This is a genomic window from Rhodococcus sp. Chr-9 (assembly GCF_000801125.1).
GTDB lineage: Bacteria > Actinomycetota > Actinomycetes > Mycobacteriales > Mycobacteriaceae > Rhodococcus > Rhodococcus pyridinivorans.
Map to the genome: position 1 here is coordinate 341,220 of NZ_JTIZ01000089.1, position 22,431 is coordinate 363,650.

Below are 22,431 nucleotides of genomic sequence, written 5' to 3' on the forward strand. Positions count from 1 at the left end.
GTGAACCATAGCCCACGCGCCATGGCCTAGACTCGGCCGTGGCAAGGCGATCGAAGGTGCCCCTCACGGGGATAATCGGGAAGCCGGTGAGAATCCGGCACAGGCCCGCTGCGGTGACCCGGGAGTCGTCGATCACGCGCATCCGCGCAGCCACTGGACCGTCCGGTCCGGGAAGGCGATCGCACGGCGTCCGACCGGGAAGTCCGAATACCGGCCTTCGAACAGCTTGCCGCGAAGAACATCCCAGCGGGAGCCTGTGGAGGTCGAAGTGCACGTGTATCCGTTCGGTGCGGTGGTCGGTTCCGACGACCTCGCGCTGGCCCTGACCCTGTGTGCGGTGTCGCCGACGATCGGCGGTGTGCTGGTGCGTGGCGAGAAGGGCACCGCGAAATCGACGACGGTGCGTGCCCACGCCGCACTGTTGCCCCCGGTCACCGTCGTGGACGGGTGCCGGTTCTCGTGCGATCCGGACGCCCCCGATCCGTCCTGCCCGGACGGCCCCCATCCGCCCGGTGCGGCCTCGCATGTCCGGCCGGTCCGGCTGGTGGAACTACCCGTCGGCGCGGCGGAGGATCGCGTCACCGGAGCGTTGCATCTCGGCAAGGCACTGGCCGACCGCACGGCCGAATACGAACCCGGTCTTCTGGCACTGGCCCACCGCGGCGTGCTGTACGTCGACGAGGTCAACCTCCTGCACGACCACCTGGTCGACCTGCTGCTCGACGCCGCGGCGATGGGCCGCTCGACCGTCGAACGCGACGGGGTCTCCGTCGAGCACGCCTCCCGATTCGTACTGGTCGGAACGATGAATCCCGAGGAGGGTGAGCTTCGCCCGCAGTTGCTCGACCGCTTCGGACTCGCCGTGGACGTGACCGCGCCCCGCGACCCGCACATGCGCGCCGAGATCGTGCGGCGGCGGATGGCCTTCGACGCCGACCCGGCCGGGTTCACCGCGCGATGGGCGGATCGGGACGCAGAGTGGTCGCGGCGAGTCGCCTCCGCCCGCGAACTCGTCCCGCAGGTCGCACTGAGCGACGACGCGTTGGTCTCGATCGCCGAGGTGTGCGCGGCGTTCGACGTGGACGGCATGCGCGCCGACCTGGTCACCGCCCGCACGGCGATCGCACACGCGGCCTGGCACGACCGGCTCGAGGTGACACGCGAGGACATCGCGGCAGCGGCCCGACTCGCCCTGCCACACCGTCGGCGCCGCAACCCCTTCGACGCCCCCACCAGCAGCGACGATCTGCTCGACGAACTTCTCGGTGGAGACGATCCGGATCCTGGCCCCGACAACGATCCCGGTGGTGGCGAGAGCGCACCCGACGACTCGGCGGCGGAGACGTCCTCCGGTTCGGGTGATCGGTCGTCCACCAGCCTGGCGTCGGCGACGGATCCTTTTCGCGCCAGGGTGTTCTCCGTCGATCGGGTCGGGCGCGGGGCGGCCGGTCGCCGGTCGCGGGCGGTCACCACGATCGGCCGTACCGTGGGTAGTCGCCGCGGCGACACCGGCCCGGTTCATCTGCCCGCCACGATCCGCGCGTCCGCCTTCACCGATCGGGGTCTGCAGGTGCGCCGCAAGATCATCGAAGGCCGCGAGACCAATCTCGTCCTGCTCTGCGTCGACGCATCCGGGTCGATGGCAGCACGCAACCGGATGGTGCAGGTCAAGACCGCTGTCCTGTCGCTGCTGCTCGACGCCTACCGCCGTCGCGACACCGTCGGACTCGTGACTTTCCGCGGCACCGGTGCGACCGTCGCACTCCCGCCGACGAATTCGGTGGACGTGGCTGCCGCACGGCTGCGAGAACTTCCCGCCGGTGGGCGGACCCCGCTGGCGGAGGGGTTGATCGAAGCGGCCACCACCCTTCGGCGTCATTCCCTGCGGGATCCGCGTCGACGCGCCCTGCTCGTCGTGGTTACCGACGGTCGCGCCACCGCCGGACCGGACGCTGTGCAGCGCTCGCTCGACGCCGCGGACGTCATCGCTGCACAGGGAATCTCCTCCGTGGTGGTCGATTCCGAGACGGGCCGGTTCCGGATGGGTCTCGCGGCCCGTCTCGCCGAACGCCTCGGCGCCGAGTATGTGCCCGTCGGTGAGGTCGATGCCGACGCTTTGACCGGAATCGTCCGAGAGAGGGCCGCCTGATGCCGAAGGGACAACCCACCGTCGTCCCCGCCGACGGTCTCACCACCCGGCAGCGCCGCAACCGGCCGCTGCTGATGGTCAACACCGGCGACGGAAAAGGAAAGTCCACAGCCGCATTCGGCCTCGCACTGCGTGGCTGGAACCAGGGCTGGTCGGTCGCCGTCTTCCAGTTCGTCAAGTCCGCCAAGTGGCGACTCGGCGAGCAGACCGCCTTCGAAACCCTCGCCGATCTGCACGCCGAGCGCGGCACCGGGGGGCCGATCGAGTGGCACAAGATGGGTTCCGGCTGGTCGTGGTCGCGCAAGGAAGGCACCGAGGAGGATCATGCCGCCGATGCGCTCGCCGGGTGGCGTGAGATCCAGCGACGTCTCGCCGCGGAGCAGCACGGCCTCTACGTGCTGGACGAGTTCACTTATCCGATCGCCTGGGGCTGGGTCGACATCGACGAGGTCGTCGATACGCTGACCTCACGGCCGGGACACCAGCACGTCATGATCACGGGGCGGCGTGCGCACCCGAAACTCGTCGAGGTCGCCGACCTGGTGACGGAGATGACGAAGGTCAAGCATCCGATGGATGCGGGACAGAAGGGCCAACGAGGGATCGAGTGGTGAGGGTTCCACGCGTCGTCGTCGCCGCACCGGCATCCGGGCATGGGAAGACCACCGTCGCCACGGGTCTCATGGCGGCACTGCGTCGCGCCGGCCACATCGTGTCGGGGCACAAGATCGGTCCCGACTACATCGATCCCGGCTACCACTCGCTCGCCACCGGCCGACCGGGCCGCAACCTCGACCCGCACCTCGTCGGCGAGGACCTCGTCGCTCCTCTCTTCCTGCACGGCGCCGCCGGTGCGGACATCGCCGTGATCGAAGGGGTCATGGGGTTGTACGACGGGATGATCGGCACCGAGGGGTACGCGTCCACCGCCCACACCGCGGCCCTGCTGTCCGCACCGGTGATCCTCGTCGTCGACGTCTCGCACGCCTCCCGGTCGATCGCGGCGATCGTGCACGGCATGGCGTCCTACGACCGCGGCACGCGGATCGCCGGCGTGATCCTGAACAAGGCCGGATCGCAGCGACATTCGGACGAGGTGATCCGCGCACTCGAACCGACCGGTATCCCGGTGCTCGGTGTGCTCGGTCGCGACGACGGCGTCACCGTCCCCTCGCGCCATCTCGGCCTGGTGCCCGCCGAGGAGCGCGACGAGGCGACCGCGCAGGTGGATCGTCTCGCCGCGCGGATCGCCGAGCGCATCGACCTCACCGAGATCCTCGGTATCGCCTCGGCAGCACCCGCTCTGTCGGCGACGCCGTGGTCACCGGGCACGCCCACCGAGGACGGACCGGTGATCGCCGTCGCCGGAGGCCGCGCCTTCACCTTCCGCTACACCGAGACCGAGGAACTGCTGCGCGCACACGGATGCCGACCGGTGACCTTCGATGCCCTGCGCGACGAACGACTGCCCACCGGCACCGCGGGCATCTACCTCGGCGGCGGGTTCCCCGAGGTACATGCCGCCGACCTCGCCGCGAACCTCCCCTTGCGCACGCACCTGCGTGCCGCGATCGCGGCGGGAGTTCCGACCGTCGCCGAGTGCGCCGGTCTGCTCTATCTGGGGCGTGAGGTCGACGGGCACGAGATGGTGGGAGCCCTCGACACTGCGGCACGGATGACCCCGCGCCTGACCCTCGGCTACCGCACCGCGATCGCGCCGCAGGACACCCTGCTCGCCTCCGCCGGCACCCGCGTCACCGGCCACGAATTCCACCGCACCGTGATCGGTTCCGGCTCGTCTGCCGCGTGGCTGCTCGACGGCCGGCCGGACGGCATCGCCACCGCAACGGTGCATGCGTCGTACCTGCACACGCACTGGGCCGGACATCCCGATCTCGCACGACGGTTCGCAGACGCCGCACGGTCGGCGGAACCCGCCCCCGAACCCACCTCGGCACCTGCGCGTCGTCGAACACCCGAACCCGACCTGCACCATCACGGCGACCGCGACGCGACCGAGGGGCTGGTCGACCTCGCCGTCAACGTCTCGCGCCGACCGCGACCGGCATGGCTCGACGACGCCCTGCGTGCATCGCTGGACGATCTCGCCCGGTATCCCGACCCGAGCGATGCACGCGCCGCTCTCGCCGATCGTCACGGCCGCAGCGTCGACGAGGTCCTCCCGACCGCCGGAGGTGCCGAGGCGTTCACATTGATCGCTCGGGCACGGGCGTGGCGGAAGCCGGTGGTGGTGCACCCGCAGTTCACCGAACCGGAGGCCGCACTGTTGGCCGCCGGACATCGTGTCACGCGGGTCGTGTTGCGCTGCGATGACGGGTTCGTCCTCGATCCGGGTGCGGTCCCGGAGGATGCCGACCTGGTCATCGTCGGCAATCCGACGAACCCCACCTCGGTCCTGCACCCGGCCGACACGCTCCTGGCACTGACCCGACCGGGACGGGTGGTCGTGGTCGACGAGGCGTTCATGGACGCCGTTCCCGGCGAAACCGAATCGTTGACGGGACAGCTCGTTCCGGGACTCGTGGTGCTGCGGTCGCTCACCAAGACGTGGGCGATCCCGGGTCTGCGCGCCGGATACGTGGTCGGCGACGCCGCAGTGCTCGCGGATTTCGCCGCGCAGCAACCACCCTGGTCGGTGTCCACTCCCGCAGGGGCCGCGATGATCGCGTGCGCATCCGGTGACGCAGTACGCGAGACCGAGGTGATCGCACAGGAGATCGCCGGCGACAGGAAGGTTCTCATCGACGCCCTCACCGGACTCGGAATCCACGTGGTCTCCCCCGCGACAGCCCCGTTCGTGCTGGCGGAAACGCCAGAGGGAACGCGGGAGAGATTGCGGGAGAAGGGCTTCGCGCTGCGTCGCGGCGACACCTTCCCCGGCCTCGGTGACGACTGGGTACGGATCGCGGTGCGCGACGCGGCGACCACGGCAACGCTCGTCGAGGCGTGGAGAACGATCCTGTGAAGCACAGGGCACTCGGACTGGCGCTCGGCTACGCCGCCGACCAACTCGTCGGCGACCCGCAGCGGTGGCATCCCGTGAGCGGCTTCGGGAAGTTGGCGCGCGCCGCCGAGGGCCGGCTGTATGCCGACCACCGCGTTGCCGGGGTGGTGTTCACCTCGCTGCTGGTCGGCTCTGCCGGAGCGCTGGGATACGTCGCCGACCACGCGACCCGCGGTCGTCCGGTGCCGGCGGTGGCGGTCACGGCGCTGACCACCTGGACCGTGCTCGGCGGCCGCTCCCTCGGATTCGAGGCCCGGACGATCGACGCCCAACTCCGCGACGGCGATCTCGCCGCGGCGCGGCAACAGGTGACCCACCTGGTGGGCCGCGACCCGTCTCGGCTCGACGAGAACGGGATCGCGCGCGCCACGATCGAGTCGGTCGCCGAGAACACCTCCGACGCCGTCGTCGCCCCGCTGTGGTGGGGTGCGGTCCTCGGTCCGGCCGGCCTGCTCGGGTACCGCGCCGCGAACACCCTGGACGCGCGCGTCGGTCACCGCACACCGCGGCTCGAACGGTTCGGCTGGGCCTCGGCCCGGTTCGACGACCTGCTCAATCTCGTCCCCGCTCGCCTCACCGCCCTGCTGGCTGTCGCACTCGGTGACGACGGCCGGGGCGCGGTCCAGGCGTGGCGCCGGGACGCCCGTCAGCATCCGAGTCCGAATGCCGGTCCGGTCGAAGCGGCGTTCGCCGGTGCTCTCGGGATCCGGCTCGGCGGCTCGAACGTCTACCACGGTGTGGTCGAGGATCGCGGCACGCTCGGCGACGGACCCGCGCCGGCCCCGGAAGATATCGGCCGTACCGCGCGACTCGCCTCCAAGGTCGGACTCGGAGCCGTGGCGACCGCCATCGCGGTCGCCCTCGTCCATCGATAGCCTCCCCGATATTTCCCAGCCGCGACGGGAATTCCGGCCGAGGGTGAAATTCCGGGGTGAATCCGTGTTCGTTCTGCCCGAAACGTAACTCCGGTTGCTGGACGCGACGAACATGGCGCACTGCGCCACGCCGAGTCGGTCGCGTCAACTCCGACAACACGTCGGCGTCCACGGCCGACAACCTGTCACGGAATGTCCCGCAGGTCCTCGATGCGATGGTCGAACTCCCCCTCGGTGTCGTCGACCGAGTCCTCGACGCGGCCGTTCTCGAGCGGCCGGTACACGAAGACGGTGTTCAGTCCGACTTCGCGGGCGGCCCGCAGATCGTAGGGATGCGACGCGACCATCGCGGCCCGGAAGGGATCGACGCCCAGATACCGGCAGGTGCGCTCGTACAGGAAACGTTCGGGTTTGAAGGCGCCGAACAGTTCGGCCGTGAGGATGGCATCGGCCTCGAGCTGCTGGTCGCGGAAGAGCGCGATCATCGTGGCCATGTCCGTATTGGACAGTGTCGCCACCACTGCCTGCGAACGGAGTTCGTTCAGCCCGGGCCGCACGTCCGGCCATGCCTCGAGGCGTTGCCAGGCCCGCGCCGTCTCGACGCGCACGTCCTTGGGAAGGTCGATCCCGAACTGCTCGCACACGTCGCCGAGTCCGTCGACGTAGGAGTCCTGCACGCGATACCACTTCTCCACCGACTGGTCGAGACGGAGGATGCGTTCGTAGTAGTCGCTCCTCCAGGCCCGCACCAGGTCGCCCACGGTCGCCGGATCGGCATCGGGTCCGAGCGCATGGGCCACCGCCCGGGTGACCGGGGTGTAGAAGTCCATCAGCGTGCCCTGCACGTCGAAGATGTACGCGTCGTATCGGCTCACGCCTTGGAGCATGCCCGATCGCGCCTGCCCGAAACTGCTTTCCCGAACCCGCACGCCGATGTGACCCGCGTCGCATACTGGGACCGAAGCGTCGCCGCGCTCCGGGGGTGCACCATGGACGACCTGGCGGAATTCCGTCACGATCTCGATCGCATCGAACACCGCGTCGCCGGTGAGGTGGTCGTCGGCCGCTCGCGGGTCCGGATCCTGGCCGGGTGCGTCGCGCTGCTGGTCATGGGTCTGCTGCTTCCCCAGGCCACTTCGGTGACGTCCCTGACGACCCTTCTGCGCTGGGACTCCGAGGCCGCAACCCTTCCCCTCCGTGTCTTCGACGTCTTCGTGGTGGTGTTCGGCATCCTCGTACCGCTCGTCGCATTGCTCCGCCGCCGGTGGGGTGCCGCAACGCTCGCGATGCTCGGTTCGGGGGCGGCGTCGATGGTGGGACTGTTCGCCGTCTGGTCACAGGCCGGGATGGTCGCCCACACCTCTCACGCACCGCACGTCGGCCTGTATCTGTGCTGGGGCGCGGTGATGGCATCCACTGCGGTGTGGTTACCCGTCGTGCTCTCCACCGCTCCCCTGCGCAGCGCCCCTCCGGTCACCTCCGGAGTTCTGACTCCCCGGAACGGTCGCTGACCGCACCGTTCGCCGCTCGACAGTGGCGCACGACACGCTTGCGGTGCAACACTGTAATCAGTGCAACGCGCACAGGTTGATCGGTGCGACACGCACCGGGTCGCGTCCCGAGGAGGACATCATGCGACATTCACACATCCACGGATTCGGACGACCGGGCGGCTGGCAACAGGCAGACGTCCCCGACGCGAGCGATGCTGCCGAGTGGTTCGCCGGCAGGCTCCCCGACGACTGGTTCACCGGACCGCCCGACATCGAGATCGACAGAGAAGAGATCTTCGTCGTCGGCCCCCTCGGGGTACCCGACGGCACGAGCGACACCGAGATCGACGGACGCATCGCTCGATTCCGCGAGACCACGCGCGCCGACCGGATGCGCATCGCCGACGAGGCCGAGGCCCGCTACGGCCGCAACGTGGCCTGGGGCGTGACGGTCGGCGACCGGACCGACCTGTTCACCCACCTCGCCGTCCCGGTCATGACGCGACTGCGCCAACCCGAACGGAAGGTGCTCGACACCCTTGTCGACGCCGGTGTCGCGCGGTCCCGTTCGGACGCACTGAAGTGGACCGTCAGGCTCGTGGGGCAGCACTCGGAGCAGTGGCTCCGGGAACTGCGCGAAGCGATGAAGAAGGTCGACGATCTGCGTTCCGAAGGTCCGCAGATCTGACCTCCGCCACCCGGAGGACCCATTCCCGCGCTACCGTCACGGTCTCCACCGTGGCGACACCGCGGGGTGTGGGCGGGCGGCGTATGACGATCACGCGCACGCCCAGTTCATCGGCGGCGTCGAGTTTGCCGCGGGTGAGCGAACCACCCGAATCCTTCGTGACGAGGGTATCGATCCCGTTGTCGAGCAGCAGCTTCCGTTCGTCACTCGCCGTGTAGGGGCCGCGTCCGAGCAGCACCGACCAGCTCGGTGGCAGTTCGGTCGTCAGTGGATCGACGACGCGGACGAGCACGTCGTGCGCGGCGAGCGGTCCGACGAAGCGGTCGAGTGTCTGCCGTCCGGTGCTGAGGAAGATCCTCCGGCCGGTCGCGGCGACGTGCGCGGCGCCGTCGTGGTCGTCGACCCACGTCCACCAGCCGTGCGCGTCGTGCCAGCCCGGTCGTTGCAGGCGCACCAGTGGCACGTTCGCGGCGGCGCATGCCGCGGCGGCGTTCGCGCTGATGCCCGCGGCGAACGGATGGGTGGCGTCGACGACGGCTCGGATACCGCGCTCGGTCAGGTACCGGACGAGACCGTCCGCTCCGCCGAACCCTCCGATGCGCACCGGACCGACGGGCAGGCGTGGATTGCGGACCCGGCCTGCCAGGGAGGATTCGAACGCGATGTCCGCGTCGTCCAATGCCGCGGCGAGGGAACGGGCTTCCCCCGTCCCACCGAGGATGAGGACCGTCACCGCAGGGTTCCCCTCAGCACGGGCAGGGTTCGCTCGTCGGAGAGCATGGTGAGCAGAGCGTCCATGTCGAGATGTTCGTCGACGAGGTCCGCGAGCGCCTCGATGCGGACCTCGCGTGCGGCCGGGAAACTCACTTCCCCGGTGCGGATCTCGCGGCCCACCACCGCAGCGACCTCGCGTAACCACGCCCAGCGCAACGCGTCCCCTTCGAGGGCGCCGTGCCACATGGTGCCGAACACCGAACCCTCCCGGGTGCCACCGAGGAATTCGGTGCCACCGTCGACGGTGACGCGTCCGTGATGGATCTCGTATCCGGAGGCAGCCGCATCCAACGCTGACCCCCTCGGCAATCGGAGGACCTTCTCGTGTCCGAACTCGGTTCGGGCCGGGAGCAACCCGAGACCCGCTGCGCTTGCGCCGGGAACACCCTCGACGCCGTGCGGGTCGTCGATGCGCGTGCCGAGCATCTGGAAGCCGCCGCAGATACCGAGGACCGGTCCACCTCGGCGGACGTGGTCGACGATCGCGGTGTCGAGTCCTCGCGAGCGCAGCCACGCGAGATCCGCGAGGGTCGCGCGTGTTCCGGGCACGATCACGACGTCGGCGCCGGCGAGCGCTCGCGGGTCGTCGACGAAGCGGACCCGCACGTCCGGTTCGAGGCACAACGCGTCGACATCGGTGAAGTTGCTGACCCGCGGCAGCATCACGACGGCGATGCTCAGTGCGCCGTCACCATCGTGTGCGGGACGGGAGGTGAGGGCGAGTGAATCCTCCGAGTCGAGCCACAGGTCGCGTTGCCATGGCAGCACGCCGAGCACCGGGCGGCCGGTGAGCCGTTCGAGCGAGTCGAGTCCGGGCTTCAGGAGCGAGACGTCGCCGCGGAACTTGTTGATCACGAAGCCGCGGATCAACTGCTGATCCGCGGCGTCGAGCAGGGCCAGCGTCCCGTACATCGAGGCGAACACACCACCGCGGTCGATGTCGCCGACCACGACGGTCGGCATCGAACCATGTTGCGCCAGACCCATGTTCACATAGTCGTGGTCGCGCAGATTGATCTCGGCCGCGCTCCCGGCACCTTCGCACACCACCACGTCGAATCTACGCCGGAGGTCGTCGAAGGCACCGAATGCCGCGTCGGCGAGATGCTTTCGTCCACCGGCGAACTCACCCGCCTCCAGCGCTCCGGCCGGCCGCCCGAGAACCACGACGTGGCTGCGCCGGTCGCCGCCGGGCTTGAGCAGCACCGGGTTCATCGCGGCCTCGGGGATCGCACGGGCAGCCACTGCCTGGATCCACTGGGCGCGCCCGATCTCCGCGCCCTCGCTCGTCACCATCGAGTTGTTCGACATGTTCTGCGCCTTGAACGGCGCGACCTTCAGGCCGCGCCGCGCCAAGGATCGGCAGATCCCGGTGACGACCACGGATTTTCCTGCATCCGAGGTCGTTCCGGCGACGAGCAGACCCGAACCCATGCCGTCAGGCCGGGATCGTCACGCGACGGGACGCGCGTTCGGTGAGGTATGCGAAGACCACACCGAGCACCGCCCACAGGGTGAGCTGCACGGTGAACGACGCGACCCGGAACTCCCACAACAGCGTCGCAGGGAAGCCCTCCCCCACCTCGTCGATTTTCGGCAAGGCGAGATATCCGAGACCCACCACGACGAGGAAGGCGACCGCCGGGCCTGCGATGCGGACGGTGTGCAGATCCTGGGCGGCCAGCGCCTTCGCCACCGCGACGGCCACTGCGATCGCGACGAGTCCGAGAACGACCGAGGCGAGCCACAGCAGGGTGCGTTGATCGATCGTGTCGGGATCACCGACGGCCGGCGGATTCGCCGGATACTTCACGAACGGGACGGCCTCGACGGCGAGCCACGCTCCGGCCGCCCCGAACAATCCGAGCTTCCAGCCCGGCATGTCAGTGAGGCGACGCGCGAAGTGCAGCACCGACGCGTAGAGGGCGCCGAACGCGAGACCGGCGAGAGTCGTCGCGAGGAACAGTCCGGCCTTCTGCCCGGTACGGTCGACGAGCGCATCCTCGCCGTGACTGTGACCGTGGGATTCCCCGGTGGTCGCAGCGTGGTCGTGATCATGCGAATGCGCCTCGCCGGCAGCTTCTTCGAGCGCGATCGCGGATTCGATGTGGGGTTCGCCGACGACGAAGGCGACACCGCCGGCGAGCAGACCCGCGACGAGTCCGGCGAGCAGGCCCCGCAGCAGCAGGTGGAGGTAGGTTCCGGGCATCGTGGTCCCCGTTCTCAATGGCACGGAAGACCGAGGAGGTGCCGGCCGTCGTGCATCAGTTCGTGCATGAACATGCCGGTGCGCGAGATCGCGCCCTGATCGAATCCGACCAGGTAGAGAACGAGAAAAGCCGCGACGATCACTGCGGCGAGAGCGACTGCGAGTGCGGCGGAGCCGAGCGACTCGTCGGGGGTATGGACAACAGCCATGACAATCCTCCTGGGATTTCGCGCCCCATTCGATTCCGTCATGTGCCGCGGGAGTTTTCTGGCTTCCGGAGATTTCGACATCTCCGGTTACAGTGGCGCGACCGCTCCGGCTTTCCACCGGATTGCCTACACCTCGGCACATCTTTACCGACGCACCTTCGCACCGGGCGTTGTGCGATGTCAAGCGGAGAGGACGTACCTGCCGTGACCCGATTGTTCGTCGTCGCACACGCTTCCACGCGTGCGACGGAACAGGCCCGATTTCCGTGCGACGAACCGATCTCCGATCGGGGCCGCCGCGAACTCGGACGCTTCGCGGTGCCGGTCGTCGACCGGTGGGTGTGTGCACCCGAGCGACGCGCGGTCGACACGGTCCACGCCTTCGGTGTCCCCGCCGAGATCGACTCCGCGCTGCGCGAGCTCGACTACGGCAGGTGGTGCGGGGCGGCGATGGGTGATGTGCCCGAGGGCGAGCTGGCGATGTGGCTGACCGAGCCGGCGGCCGCACCGCACGGCGGCGAGTCCGTCGAGGACCTCATCCGCCGGGTCGGCACCTGGCTGGCGGCACAGGACGACGGCTACGAACGGGTCGGGGTGGTGACACACCCGGCGGTCGTGCGAGCGGCGACGGTGTGCGCTCTCGACGCTCCGGCGGCGTCGTTCCGGAGGGTCGACGTGGGACCGCTGGACGTCGTCCGGCTCTACGGCGGGCCGGGTCGGTGGACTTTGCGGCCGAACCGATTCGCGCGGTGAGCTACCAGGTGACGTCCTTCTCGCACTGCTTGCCGTCGACCGTCGACTCCACCTGGACGGTGGCGTGCTCGAGCCCGTGCGACGACAGCGCGGTGCGCGCCGAGTCGAGGATCCACTGCGGGTCGTGGTCGCTGACGAGATGCACGGTCGCGACGTCCATGCCGGTGGTCAGCGTCCACACGTGCAGGTCGTGCACGCCGCACACGCCGGGCAGCGCGAGCAGGTCGGTGCGCAGCAGGTCGACGTCGAGATGCGCCGGCGAGGTCTGAGTGAGGATGCGCAGCGACTCGGCGGCCAGTCGCAGGGCGCGCGGCACGACCCACAGGGAGATGAGCACACCGACGACGACGTCGGCCAGGCTCCAGCCGAAGATCATGACGAGTGCGCCCGCGATGAGGACGCCGACGGATCCGACGGCGTCGGCGAGCACCTCCATGTAGGCGCCGCGCACCGCGATGCTGTCCTTCGCGTCGGCCCGCAGCATGAGCATCACGACGATGTTGGCGGCCAGTCCCGCGAGGGCGGTGACGATCATGGGCAGGCCGGGAAGTTCGGGGGCGTCGCCGATGCGGTCGATCGCCTCGTAGAACACCCAGCCGGCGACGCCGAGCAGCAGCACCGCGTTGACCATCGCGGTGAGGACTTCGGCGCGATGCCAGCCGAAGGTGCGCGAGGCCGCGCTGCTCCCGCGTCGGGCGAGGATGAGGGCGACCATGCCCATGGACACCCCGACGACGTCGGTGAGCATGTGGCCCGCGTCGGCGAGCAGGGCGAGAGAACCGATCAGGAGACCGACGAACGCCTCCAGTACGAAGAACGCTCCGAGGATGCCCAGCGCGAAGGCCATGCGCCGGATGACGGCGCGCGTGGGACCGGCGCCCTGACCGTGACCGTGGCCGACGCCGTGTGAGTGCCCGTGACCCGAACCCATCGAACTCCCTCTCCGAACCTCGGGCCATCGTATGCACGAATGCGCATATGTTTCAACGGCTACGTGCCCGGCGGGCTCGGAGGGCTTACTCGTCCGGGTGGTAGGCCGGATGTTCGACGGTGGATGGAAGGGTCGCGATCGCGGTGATCCGCTTGAGTCCGGCGGTCTGCAGCAGGTCGACGATCAGTGACCTCATCTGCGCGAACACCACCGTGGCCGACACTCCTGCCCCGGCGATGAGTTCGGGATCCATCTTCTTGGCGATGCTGCGCAGCACACGTGCAGCCTCGGCCTGGTCGGGCTGCTCCCCCGGCTCCGCGAGAACCATCTCGCGGAGCACGTCCACCGCATCGGCTACCTCGGCGAACAGCTGCACGAGCCGCGGATCAAGGATCTCGTCGTCGCGGACGAGGGTCAGCGACCGGCGCGCGAGCACGCGAATGTTGCGCATCGCGTGATCGATCGGGTCGGCGGCAGCCGTCAGGACCGCGAGACGCTTGCGGCTGTTCCAGTACAGCGGCGAGATCCGGCTGATCTCCCGACCGCCCTTGAGGTGGGTGCGCATCGAGTCGATCGCGGGCTGGGTGGCCCGCGCCTGCTTGAGGGCGTCCTCGATCGGTTTCGGGTTGTTCTCGACGAGCCCGGTCTCGACCTTCCTCAGGACCTCGCTCGCCGTGGCGAGGATCTCGGCGGCGTTGCGCCGGGCACGCCGCACCGGATGGGTGGGGATCATCGCGACGACCGCGATGCCCGTGAGACCCCCGACCAGGGCGTCGACCATCCGATCGGGCCCACCGGTGCCACCGGGTGGCAGCAGCGTCGCCACGAGCACCGCGGAGTTCCCGGCCTGCATCGCGAAGATCGGGCCGCTGTTCAACGCGACCGCCGTACTCATCGCGATGGTCACGACGAGCGCGATCTGCCACGGTCCGCTGCCGATCAGCGAGACGAGCAGGTCGCCCACGCCGATCCCGACGGTCACACCGCAGACGAGTTCGACGGAACGCCGCAATCGGGCGCCGAGACCGAGCCCGAGGGAGACGACTGCCGCGATGGGGGCGAAGAAGGGCTGTTGGTGCCCGACCAGATCCTTCGCGACCCACCACGCCAGGCCCGCCGCCAGCGCGCACTGCACGATCGGCAGCGCCGATGTGCGCAGCCGTTCGAACGAGTCGGTCAGGCGTTTACGAGCTCCCTGACGGGTGGGTCGACGCCGGGTCGCCGCGGACAGTCTGTTCAACACAGACATGTACGGGCGTCTATTCGACGCCGAGTTCTTCCGCTGCCCGCGGGTCGCAGTCCTCGAGCAGGTCCAGGCAGCGGGCGTGCTCGTCCGACTCACCGATGGTTCGGGCTGCCCGGGCCAGGACGGCGACGCAACGCAGGAAACCGCGGTTGGGTTCGTGGCTGTAGGGCACGGGACCGAAACCCTTCCAGCCGTTGCGGCGCAGCTGGTCGAGACCGCGGTGATATCCGGTGCGTGCGTAGGCGTATGCCTGGATCGTCTCGCCACTGTCGAGTGCGGCCTCGGCGAGGTGCGCCCAGGCGATCGAGGCGGTGGGATGGTCGGCTGCGACCTTCGCCGGGTCCTCGTTGTTCAGCAGGGCCGACTCCGCGTCGTCGTCGCCGGGGAGAAGGGTGGGCTGCGGTCCGAGAAGATCACCGAAAGACGTCATGGGGTCATTGTGCCCTTCCGTGGCGAAGGCTCGATAGAGTCCCCGGGTAACCGCAGGCCGTCGAGCGAGGTGCAGCACGTTGTCGGACCCGAAGAACGAAGAGTCACCCGAGCAGACTTCGACGACCCCTTCTGTCGAGACACCGGACGAGAGTGCGGAAAACGAACCCCCTGTCGAGCCGGCGGCGACCGACGAAGCAGCCGCAGAAGAAGCGGTATCCGAGGATGCAGTGCCCCAGGATGCAGTGCCCCAGGATGCAGTGCCCCAGGATGCAGCGTCCCAGGATGCAGTGCCCGAGGATGCAGTGGGCGCGGGAACCGAGAAGGCCGACGAGCCGGCGGAGCAGGTCTCCGAGAAACCTGAGGAGCCGACCACCGATGCGGCGTCCTCGGGTGAGGACGCGAGCAGCGATGAGCCGGAACAGGCTGCAGACGAGAGCGTCACCACGGACGAGACCGTGGCGCTTCCCGTCGTCGAACCCGAGACCGTCGAGTCCCGCCCGACCCCCGAATCCGAGCCCGCGCCCGATGTCACCTCCGCCGATGCGCCCACGGTGCAGATCCCGGTCCGCAGCCACGTGCCGAAGGCGCCGCCGCAGCGCATCGCTCCGCGCCGTGAGGAACCGACGGTTCAGCCCGAGCCCGTCCGCGTCGCCGTCCAGCCCACGCCCACGCGCATCCCGCCGGCCCGCGACAAGAGCCGCGGTCGTCGGCTGATCGCTGCCGGAGCAGCGGCCGTGCTGGTGGTCGTGGCGATCGTCGCGGCCGGGGTGATCGTGTTCCTGAAGGACCGCGCCGACAATTCCCCCGAGAGCCGGATCCGCGCGAGCATCGACACCTTCGTCGGAGCACTCGAATCGGGCGACCTGGGGACTCTGCGGGAGTCGACCTGCGGAGCGCTCTCCGACTTCTACGAGACGGTCGATCCGGAGAACTTCCGCGACATCCACCGGCTCGCCGTCGAACAGGGCGAGATCCCGGTGGTGACGAGCGTCGATCGCATCCAGATCACCGAGGGCACCGCCATCGCGCAGGTCACCGCGCACACGGTGAACGATCCCGACGATGTCACCGACCGCACCTTCGACCTCACGCTCGACGGTGAGCAGTGGAAGGTCTGCAGCGAATAACGGGACGACAGCGACCACGAGTGTGCAGAAGTCGTCGTTCGCCCTCGGCGTGTCGCGAGGATTTCTGCACACCGTAGGGACGACGAAGGGCGCCGACGAGAACGTCNGTCATGGACGCCTCGGCCTTCTTGAGGTAGCTGCGCGGGTCGTAGGCCTTCTTGTTGCCGACCTCGCCGTCGATCTTGAGCACACCGTCGTAGTTGGTGAACATGTGTCCCGCGATCGGACGGGTGAACGCGTACTGCGTGTCGGTGTCGACGTTCATCTTCACGACGCCGTAGCTCAGCGCCTCGTCGATCTCCGACTTCAGCGAACCCGAACCGCCGTGGAAGACGAGGTCGAACGGCTTCGACCCCTCGGGCAGACCCAGCTTCTTCGACGCGGCGGCCTGGCCCTCGGCGAGGACGGACGGCTTGAGCTTGACGTTGCCCGGCTTGTAGACGCCGTGGACGTTGCCGAAGGTAGCGGCGAGCAGGTACTGGCCCTTGTCGGCGCCGAGCGCGTCGACGGTCTTCTCGAAGTCCTCGACCGTGGTGTAGAGCTTGTCGTTGATGGCGTTCTCGACGCCGTCCTCTTCACCGCCGACGACGCCGATCTCGATCTCGAGGATGATCTTCGCGGCCTTGGCGGCAGCGAGGAGTTCCTGCGCGATCTCGAGGTTCTCGTCGATCGGGATGGCCGAGCCGTCCCACATGTGCGACTGGAACAGCGGGTTCTGTCCGTTGTTCACGCGCTCCTGCGAGATCGCGATGAGCGGGCGGACGAAGCCGTCGAGCTTGTCCTTCGGGCAGTGGTCGGTGTGCAGAGCGATCGTCACGTCGTACTTCTCGGCGACGACATGGGCGAACTCGGCGAGTGCCACGGCGCCGGTGACCATGTCCTTCACACCCAGGCCCGAGCCGAACTCGGCGCCACCGGTCGAGAACTGGATGATGCCGTCGCTGCCGGCGTCCGCAAAGCCCTTGATGGCGGCGTTGATCGTTTCGGACGACGTGCAGTTGATGGCCGGAAACGCGAAGGAGTGCTCCTTGGCGCGGGCGATCATCTCGGCGTAGACCTCGGGAGTTGCGATGGGCACGGCAGGTGACCTCCATGTCGACGTGTCTGTGCGCTCGGCCGATGTGGGCGGCGGCGCGTTGTCCCTGCATTATGGCAACTCCGGACGTCGAACGCTTGAGTGCATCCGCGAAGTCACGTGCGGCTGTGCCCGGCCGAGTGCCACTACGATGGCAGCCGTGATGACGGAGGCCCGCTCGGAGGCGAAACCCGAGGACGACGACCGCACCGCCCAACCGAAGCCGGCCGAGATGCTCGCCAACGTCGCGCGAGGCGGCCTGATCGGAGTTGCAGAGACGGTACCCGGCGTGTCGGGCGGTACAGTGGCCCTGGTCACAGGGATTTACAGTCGCCTGATCGCGTCCGGCAAGCACATCACGGACGTCCCCCGCGCGATGGTCGGGGGAGTGGGTTGGCGGACCGCTCTGCGACGTGTCGACTGGTGGCTTCTGATTCCGGTCGCTGTCGGCATGGTGGTCGCCGTGTTCTCGATCGCCGGGGTCATGGAGTCGTTCGTGAGCAACCAGCCCGTCTATTCCCGGGCATTGTTCATGGGAATGATCGCGACGTCGGTGATCGTCCCCTTCCTGGAAATCGAACGCGGAGCCCTACGTGCACGGGGAGCGAAGGGCCGCGCGTGCGCTCTGTTCGTACTGATGGCCGCCGCTGTGTTCGCGCTGACGTCGCTGCCTCGCAGCGAGATGACCGATCCGTCCCTGATCCTGGTCTTCGGCGCCGCGGCCGTGGCAGTCTGCGCTCTCGTGCTGCCGGGTGTCTCGGGATCGTTCTTCCTGCTGGTCGTCGGCCTCTACGCGCCGACGATGGCCGCCGTCGACGATCGGAACGTGCAATACCTGGGCGTGTTCGCGCTCGGGGCACTGGTGGGTGTGGTGACGTTCGTGCGCGTACTCGAATGGCTGCTGGAACGCCATCACACCGCGGCCATGGTCGCCGCAGCGGGTCTGATGCTCGGCTCACTACGTGCGCTGTGGCCGTGGCAGACGGATACCGGAGCACTCCTCGGCGTAGGCGACGGCTGGCCACTCGCATCGGGTCTGTTCGTGGCCGGTGCCGCTGTGGTCGGCGTGGTCGCTCTGGTCCAACGCCGGGTTTATGCCGCTGATGCCCGCGCATCCGTGGAGGCAGCGGAGCAAGCACGAAGTATGGAACAACGCTGAAGAACGACGCCGAACGCTGTACCGGGTCGGAGGATCGGTTCGTGAATCGGTACTCTCGCACGTCGTGATTACTTCGGTCCCCACGACCAACCTGGCACTGCTTCCGGGGTTTCTCGATCCTGTCAATCTCCTGAATTCGTTCGGGACCTGGATGCTCATCGGGCTACTGCTCGTGGTGTTCATCGAATCCGGCCTGCTGTTCCCGCTGCTGCCCGGCGACTCGCTGCTGTTCACCGCCGGCCTGATCGCGGCGGCCAAGTCGGCGGAGGTCGAACCGTTCGCCCCGTTGTGGGTGCTGATGGTGACGATCCCCATCGCGGCGGTCCTCGGCGACCAGGTCGGCTATCTCATCGGCGCGAAGGGCGGAACCAGGCTGTTCAAGCCGGACTCGAAGCTCTTCAAGCAGGCCTACATCGACGAAGCGCACCGCTTCTTCCTGCGCCACGGACCCGCGATGATCTTCCTGGCACGTTTCGTGCCGATCGTGCGCACCTACGCCCCGCTCGTCGCGGGCGCCGCGAAGATGCCCTACCGCGTGTTCATCACCTACAACATCATCGGCGGCATCGTGTGGGGCGCCGGCGTAACGCTGCTCGGCTACCTGCTGGGACAGATCGGCTTCATCGCCGACAACATCGACATCATCTTCCTGGGCATCGTGTTCGTCTCGGTGATCCCGATCATCACGGAGGTCGGCAAGCGCGTGCTCAACTCGCGTCGTGCGGCCAAGAACGGTGAGGCGCCGGCCGCCGAGGCCGCGACGATGCCGATCAACCGCATCGAGTCCACGTAGGAAACGACCCTCACACCGCGGAAGGTGGATTCCGCCCGTCGAACGAACGGGTCGGAATCCACCTTCTTCCGTTTCAGGACCGCGAGGCCGCGACAGCGTAGGCCGCTTCCATGAGCATCCACCCGCCGAGCTGCACCGACAGATCGCGTTCGGCGACGGCCGACTCGCGGACGGTGCCGCCCGCGAACCGCGCGACCGAGGTGCCCAGGCCGGGTAGCCGCGCCTGCCGCGACCAGTCGCGGCCGAAGACCGGCAGCTCCTCGACCTGCAGCCGGTTCTCCCAGGCGGCCTCCGCCGACGCCAGCACGATCCGTGCCGCGACGTTGCGGGCGCGGATGTCGTCGCGGTCGACGACGGGCAGTGTCGTGGCGACCATCGCGAGGTAGCGGGCCAGGATCCCGTTGAACAGTCCCCCGTCGCCGCCTCCCCCGCCGGTGACGACGCTGCGCTCGGTGAGGTGATCGTCGACCGCGGCGACGAGCGCGTGGACCCTGCGGCGATGCCTGGGGTCGTCGAGTTGCAGGGCGAGCTCGGTCTCGAGGCCGAGCGTCACCCCCTGGCAGTAGCTGTAGATCGCGCGTTCGTGCACGCCATCACGGATGCCGTCCAGGACGAGGCCCGTCTCGGGGTCGAGCAGCACGTCGTGGATCCAGTCGGCCATCTCCTCGGCGCGGTAGACCTTGCCGGTGCGGGCGAGCAGCAGCGCCGCCGGACCGTTCGCGGGGGCGTTGAAGAAGGTGTCCCGCCGGCGCCACGGGATGCCGCCGCCGCTCTCGGGTTGCCAGGCGTCGACGAGCTCGTCGACGAGGGTCGCGATCGCGCCGCGGTGGTCGACGTAGAGATGCCGTTCTGCCCGTTCGAGCGACAGGCCGAGCCACGCCATGTCGTCGTAGTAGTTGTTGGTCCAGCCGGTGAGGTTGCGGATGCGGTGGGTGCGTGCGAGCCGCACGACACGGCGCCGGCGGCGCGGGGTGGCGTCGCGCTCGGCGGCGTCGACGGCGGCGTCGATCAGGTGCGCCTGCCACCAGTAGTGCCAGGAGAGGAACAGTCGCTCACGTCGGACGGCGGGCCATCCGACCACCCCGAGCGCGGTGCCGGGCAGTGCCCAGAGACGACGGATGTGCCGCGACACGATCGCACCCTCCGCGGCGTCGGCCCGCTCCGACCACCGGGCGGCCTCGACTCCGTCCGAACGCTGTCCTGCTGCGGTGTTCATCACCCTCCACACTGCCCGACCGGCGGCCGCCCCGACGACGGTCCGCGCGACTTTCATCCCGGATTGCGGGGCAGGTGTTACCAGGCGTCCGAGAAATCGGCGTGCTGCCGGATCCACGCGTGCATTGCGATCCCCGCGGCGACACCCGCGTTGATGGACCGCGTGGAGCCGAACTGGGCGATGGAGACCGTCATCGAGGCGACGTTGCGGGCCGCTTCGGTGACGCCGGGACCCTCCTGCCCGAACAGCAGCAGGCAGCGGCGCGGCAGGGTCGCCGTCTCCAACCGGACCGAGCCGGGGGTGTTGTCCACCGCGACGATCTCGAGGTCCTTTTCGGCCGCCCACGCGACGAGCGCGTCGACATCCGAGTGGTGGAGCAGGTGCTGGTAGCGGTCGGTGACCATCGCTCCGCGCCGATTCCATCGGCGTCGCCCGACGATGTGCACGGTGCCCACGGCGAACGCGTTGGCGGTGCGAACGACCGTCCCGATGTTCGCGTCGTGGGCGAAGTTCTCGATGGCGACGTGCAGCGGGTGCCGGCGACGGTCGATGTCCGCGACGATCGCCTCGCGGGTCCAGTAGCGGTAGGCGTCGACGACGTTGCGCCGGTCGCCGTGGGCGAGCAGCTCGGGGTCGTAGCGCGGGTCGGTGGGCGGCTCGGTGCCGAACTCCTCGATCCACGGTCCGACGCCGTGCGGGTGCTCACCCCATTCGGTGGGGCCCGCCACGTCCTCGACGGCCGGTTCGGAATGCGTGTCGGTCACCGTCAGAACGTCTCGTTCGAACCTGCTGCTACGCGGAAACCGTGGCCGGTGGCGTCGTTGGTGCAGGTCACGTCGGCTGCGGTGGTGGCGCACGTGTAGCCGAGCTGCGACAACGACGATCCCGGCGGCAGGACGGGGCTCGCCCCGTCGGGCGAGAGGTAGACCGGTCCGCCCGAGCACACGAACTCGCCTTCTCCGGAGTCCTGTACGCGGATGCCGAGTCCCCAGTTGACCATGCAGTCCTCGGGGCGCGGCGGGATCGGATCGGTCGGTCCTTCGCAGCCCGCCTCGGTGCGGGTGGGCAGCCGGACGATGCCGCATTCGAAGGTGCCGTCGGGGCTGCTGAAGTAGTACGACTCGTTGCGCTGGTACTCGACCTGCGCGAGCGGAGCCGGTTCCTCCGGGGAGGTCTCCGGCTCGGGAGCTGGTTCGGTCGTCGACGGGGTCGCCTCCTCGGTGGTGCTCGCAGCGACCGTCGTGGAGGGGGTCGTCGAGGCAGCCGCGGAGGTCGTCGTCGACGTCGCTCCGGAGTCGGCCTCCGACCCGTCCGCGGAGCCTCCGCATCCTGCGACGAACAGTGCCACACCCGCGACGACTGCGACCGGCCACATCCGAATTCTCACGCAACACCCTTCCCGACGACGTGCGGGTGTCACTCTATCGAGCGGCGTCAGTGGCCGGTCAGGCGCCGGTTCACCAGGCGATTCATCCATCCGGGCGACACCTGGGCGAGCGTGGCGAGCACGGTCGCCTGCCGGCCCACGGGCCGATGCACCCGTCCCGAGCGCCGCGTGGGACGAGTCGCGTCGAACACCGCGCGGGCGACGTCGTCGGCGCCGAGGTTCACGCCCAGGGAGCGTCGCGAGCCGATGTCCATCCCGTCGACCATGTTCGTGTCGACGAACAGCGGCCACAACGCCTGCACCTTGATGTCATGGCGGGCCCACTCGAGTTCGAGTGCTTCGGTCAGGCCGCGCACCGCGAACTTGGTGGCGCTGTAGGTGGCGAGCTCGGGCTGTCCGTAGAGCGCCGACGCCGAGCACATGTTCACGATGTGCGCGCCGGGGGTGTCGCGGAGATACGGGAAGGCCGCGTGGCAGCCGAGGACGACACCGGTGACGTTGACGTCGACGAGCTGCCGGTGCCGGCTCGCCGGGGTGTCCTCGAACGGCCCGGACGACAGCAGCCCGGCGTTGTTGACGAGGACGTCGAGCCGGCCGTCGGTGCAGAACTCCTCGAGTACGCGGGTCCACGCGGAGGTGTCGGTGACGTCGAGGGCACCGGTGGCGATCTGCCCCGCGGTGACCGAGGCGCCCTCCTCGGCGAGGCTCGCGAGCCCCGCGGTGTCGATGTCGAAGGCGCCGACGCGGTAACCGTGACGGGCGAAGAACAGAGCTGTGGAGCGGCCGATACCGGCGGCGGCTCCGGTGATCACCACGCTGGGAGCAGACATGGCATCACCCTAGTCACGGGCGGGAGCCGACGGCGCACAGCGGGGATAGGCTGGGATCGG

The 22,431-nt window shown here is 69.0% G+C and carries 23 protein-coding genes, 1 pseudogene and 2 riboswitches; of the genes and pseudogenes, 10 read left to right on the plus strand and 14 right to left on the minus strand.

The annotated features are described in order from the left end of the window. The first annotated feature begins 37 nt into the window (after positions 1-37). Positions 38-234, plus strand: a riboswitch (cobalamin riboswitch). A gap of 34 nt (positions 235-268) precedes the next feature. The 4 genes from QR64_RS13600 to QR64_RS13615 are packed head-to-tail and all read left to right on the plus strand — an operon-like array spanning position 269 to position 6,049. Then, positions 269-2,149 (plus strand): VWA domain-containing protein, encoded by a 1,881-nt coding sequence (locus QR64_RS13600; protein ID WP_235367124.1) that lies wholly within the window; start codon positions 269-271, stop codon positions 2,147-2,149. Continuing rightward, positions 2,149-2,763 carry a cob(I)yrinic acid a,c-diamide adenosyltransferase gene (cobO, locus tag QR64_RS13605; protein WP_006552973.1) on the plus strand — a complete coding sequence of 205 codons (615 nt, stop codon included), beginning with the start codon at positions 2,149-2,151 and terminating at the stop codon, positions 2,761-2,763. The genes QR64_RS13600 and cobO overlap by 1 nt, the downstream gene beginning before the upstream one ends. Continuing rightward, positions 2,760-5,135, plus strand: coding sequence for a cobyrinate a,c-diamide synthase (locus QR64_RS13610; RefSeq protein WP_039585687.1), 2,376 nt, complete (start codon positions 2,760-2,762; stop codon positions 5,133-5,135). Before cobO ends, QR64_RS13610 begins: the two co-directional genes overlap by 4 nt. Beyond that, positions 5,132-6,049 (plus strand): cobalamin biosynthesis protein, encoded by a 918-nt coding sequence (locus QR64_RS13615; protein ID WP_039585539.1) that lies wholly within the window; start codon positions 5,132-5,134, stop codon positions 6,047-6,049. Before QR64_RS13610 ends, QR64_RS13615 begins: the two co-directional genes overlap by 4 nt. A 185-nt stretch (positions 6,050-6,234) precedes the next feature. On the opposite strand, the gene QR64_RS13620 is transcribed toward QR64_RS13615, so the two are convergent. Continuing rightward, complete coding sequence (locus QR64_RS13620) at positions 6,235-6,936, minus strand: haloacid dehalogenase type II (RefSeq protein ID WP_019291058.1); 702 nt, start codon at positions 6,934-6,936, stop codon at positions 6,235-6,237. 102 nt (positions 6,937-7,038) lie between these two features. Here QR64_RS13620 and QR64_RS13625 point away from each other — a divergent pair, with 102 nt between their 5' ends. Further along, complete coding sequence (locus tag QR64_RS13625) at positions 7,039-7,560, plus strand: hypothetical protein (RefSeq protein WP_019291057.1); 522 nt, start codon at positions 7,039-7,041, stop codon at positions 7,558-7,560. A 121-nt stretch (positions 7,561-7,681) separates the two neighbouring features. Further along, positions 7,682-8,230: a hypothetical protein gene (locus QR64_RS13630; RefSeq protein ID WP_039585690.1), complete on the plus strand. Its 549-nt coding sequence runs from the start codon at positions 7,682-7,684 to the stop codon at positions 8,228-8,230. Here QR64_RS13630 and QR64_RS13635 read toward each other — a convergent pair. Genes QR64_RS13635 through QR64_RS13650 form a run of 4 tightly spaced genes read right to left on the minus strand, consistent with a single transcriptional unit; the run spans position 8,133 to position 11,422 of the window. Continuing rightward, a complete protein-coding gene (locus QR64_RS13635; protein WP_039585542.1) occupies positions 8,133-8,963 on the minus strand; it encodes a cobalt-precorrin-6A reductase in 831 nt (276 codons plus the stop codon). The two genes, QR64_RS13630 and QR64_RS13635, sit on opposite strands and share 98 nt — an antisense overlap. Beyond that, a complete protein-coding gene (locus QR64_RS13640; RefSeq protein WP_039585544.1) occupies positions 8,960-10,438 on the minus strand; it encodes a cobyric acid synthase in 1,479 nt (492 codons plus the stop codon). Before QR64_RS13640 ends, QR64_RS13635 begins: the two co-directional genes overlap by 4 nt. A gap of 4 nt (positions 10,439-10,442) precedes the next feature. Continuing rightward, entirely contained in the window at positions 10,443-11,213 is a 771-nt protein-coding gene (locus QR64_RS13645) for a CbtA family protein (RefSeq protein ID WP_019291054.1), read from the minus strand. Between the two features lie 14 nt (positions 11,214-11,227). Further along, positions 11,228-11,422 carry a CbtB domain-containing protein gene (locus QR64_RS13650; protein WP_006552982.1) on the minus strand — a complete coding sequence of 65 codons (195 nt, stop codon included), beginning with the start codon at positions 11,420-11,422 and terminating at the stop codon, positions 11,228-11,230. 54 nt (positions 11,423-11,476) lie between these two features. Beyond that, a riboswitch (cobalamin riboswitch) is annotated at positions 11,477-11,546 on the minus strand. A gap of 80 nt (positions 11,547-11,626) precedes the next feature. Between QR64_RS13650 and QR64_RS13655 the strand changes: the two genes are divergently transcribed. Beyond that, positions 11,627-12,175 carry a histidine phosphatase family protein gene (locus QR64_RS13655; RefSeq protein ID WP_084222332.1) on the plus strand — a complete coding sequence of 183 codons (549 nt, stop codon included), beginning with the start codon at positions 11,627-11,629 and terminating at the stop codon, positions 12,173-12,175. Position 12,176: 1 nt separating this feature from the next. Here the strand turns inward: QR64_RS13655 and QR64_RS13660 are convergent, their stop codons facing one another. The 3 genes from QR64_RS13660 to QR64_RS13670 all read right to left on the minus strand — a co-directional run bounded on the left by QR64_RS13660 (position 12,177) and on the right by QR64_RS13670 (position 14,782). Then, entirely contained in the window at positions 12,177-13,106 is a 930-nt protein-coding gene (locus tag QR64_RS13660) for a cation diffusion facilitator family transporter (RefSeq protein WP_006552984.1), read from the minus strand. An 85-nt stretch (positions 13,107-13,191) separates the two neighbouring features. Further along, positions 13,192-14,355, minus strand: coding sequence for an FUSC family protein (locus QR64_RS13665; protein ID WP_200886505.1), 1,164 nt, complete (start codon positions 14,353-14,355; stop codon positions 13,192-13,194). A 10-nt stretch (positions 14,356-14,365) separates the two neighbouring features. Next, complete coding sequence (locus QR64_RS13670) at positions 14,366-14,782, minus strand: DUF3151 domain-containing protein (protein ID WP_039585547.1); 417 nt, start codon at positions 14,780-14,782, stop codon at positions 14,366-14,368. Positions 14,783-15,071: 289 nt separating this feature from the next. Between QR64_RS13670 and QR64_RS13675 the strand changes: the two genes are divergently transcribed. Continuing rightward, complete coding sequence (locus QR64_RS13675) at positions 15,072-15,911, plus strand: hypothetical protein (RefSeq protein WP_232237965.1); 840 nt, start codon at positions 15,072-15,074, stop codon at positions 15,909-15,911. On the opposite strand, the gene QR64_RS28880 is transcribed toward QR64_RS13675, so the two are convergent. After that, on the minus strand, positions 15,871-16,017 hold a 147-nt coding region (locus QR64_RS28880), incomplete at its 5' end, for a hypothetical protein (RefSeq protein ID WP_411908082.1). The two genes, QR64_RS13675 and QR64_RS28880, sit on opposite strands and share 41 nt — an antisense overlap. A gap of 1 nt (position 16,018) precedes the next feature. Beyond that, a pseudogene (gene fbaA, locus QR64_RS13680) lies at positions 16,019-16,989 on the minus strand (class II fructose-bisphosphate aldolase); the annotation flags it as partial. Positions 16,990-17,137: 148 nt separating this feature from the next. Here fbaA and QR64_RS13685 point away from each other — a divergent pair. Further along, a complete protein-coding gene (locus QR64_RS13685; protein ID WP_039585550.1) occupies positions 17,138-18,145 on the plus strand; it encodes a DUF368 domain-containing protein in 1,008 nt (335 codons plus the stop codon). A 64-nt stretch (positions 18,146-18,209) separates the two neighbouring features. Continuing rightward, positions 18,210-18,938, plus strand: coding sequence for a VTT domain-containing protein (locus QR64_RS13690; protein ID WP_039585551.1), 729 nt, complete (start codon positions 18,210-18,212; stop codon positions 18,936-18,938). Positions 18,939-19,011: 73 nt separating this feature from the next. Here QR64_RS13690 and QR64_RS13695 read toward each other — a convergent pair whose 3' ends face one another. The 4 genes from QR64_RS13695 to QR64_RS13710 form a co-directional block, all read right to left on the minus strand. Then, on the minus strand, positions 19,012-20,154 hold the full coding sequence (locus QR64_RS13695; protein ID WP_039585697.1) for a glycoside hydrolase family 76 protein: 1,143 nt from the start codon (positions 20,152-20,154) through the stop codon (positions 19,012-19,014). 77 nt (positions 20,155-20,231) lie between these two features. Further along, positions 20,232-20,918, minus strand: coding sequence for a TrmH family RNA methyltransferase (locus tag QR64_RS13700; protein WP_039585553.1), 687 nt, complete (start codon positions 20,916-20,918; stop codon positions 20,232-20,234). A gap of 2 nt (positions 20,919-20,920) precedes the next feature. Next, positions 20,921-21,529, minus strand: coding sequence for a hypothetical protein (locus QR64_RS13705; protein WP_039585556.1), 609 nt, complete (start codon positions 21,527-21,529; stop codon positions 20,921-20,923). A gap of 59 nt (positions 21,530-21,588) precedes the next feature. Beyond that, the gene (locus QR64_RS13710; RefSeq protein WP_033096219.1) at positions 21,589-22,371 is read right to left on the minus strand and encodes an SDR family oxidoreductase; all 783 of its coding nucleotides are present in this window, start codon (positions 22,369-22,371) and stop codon (positions 21,589-21,591) included. Positions 22,372-22,431: the final 60 nt, after the last annotated feature.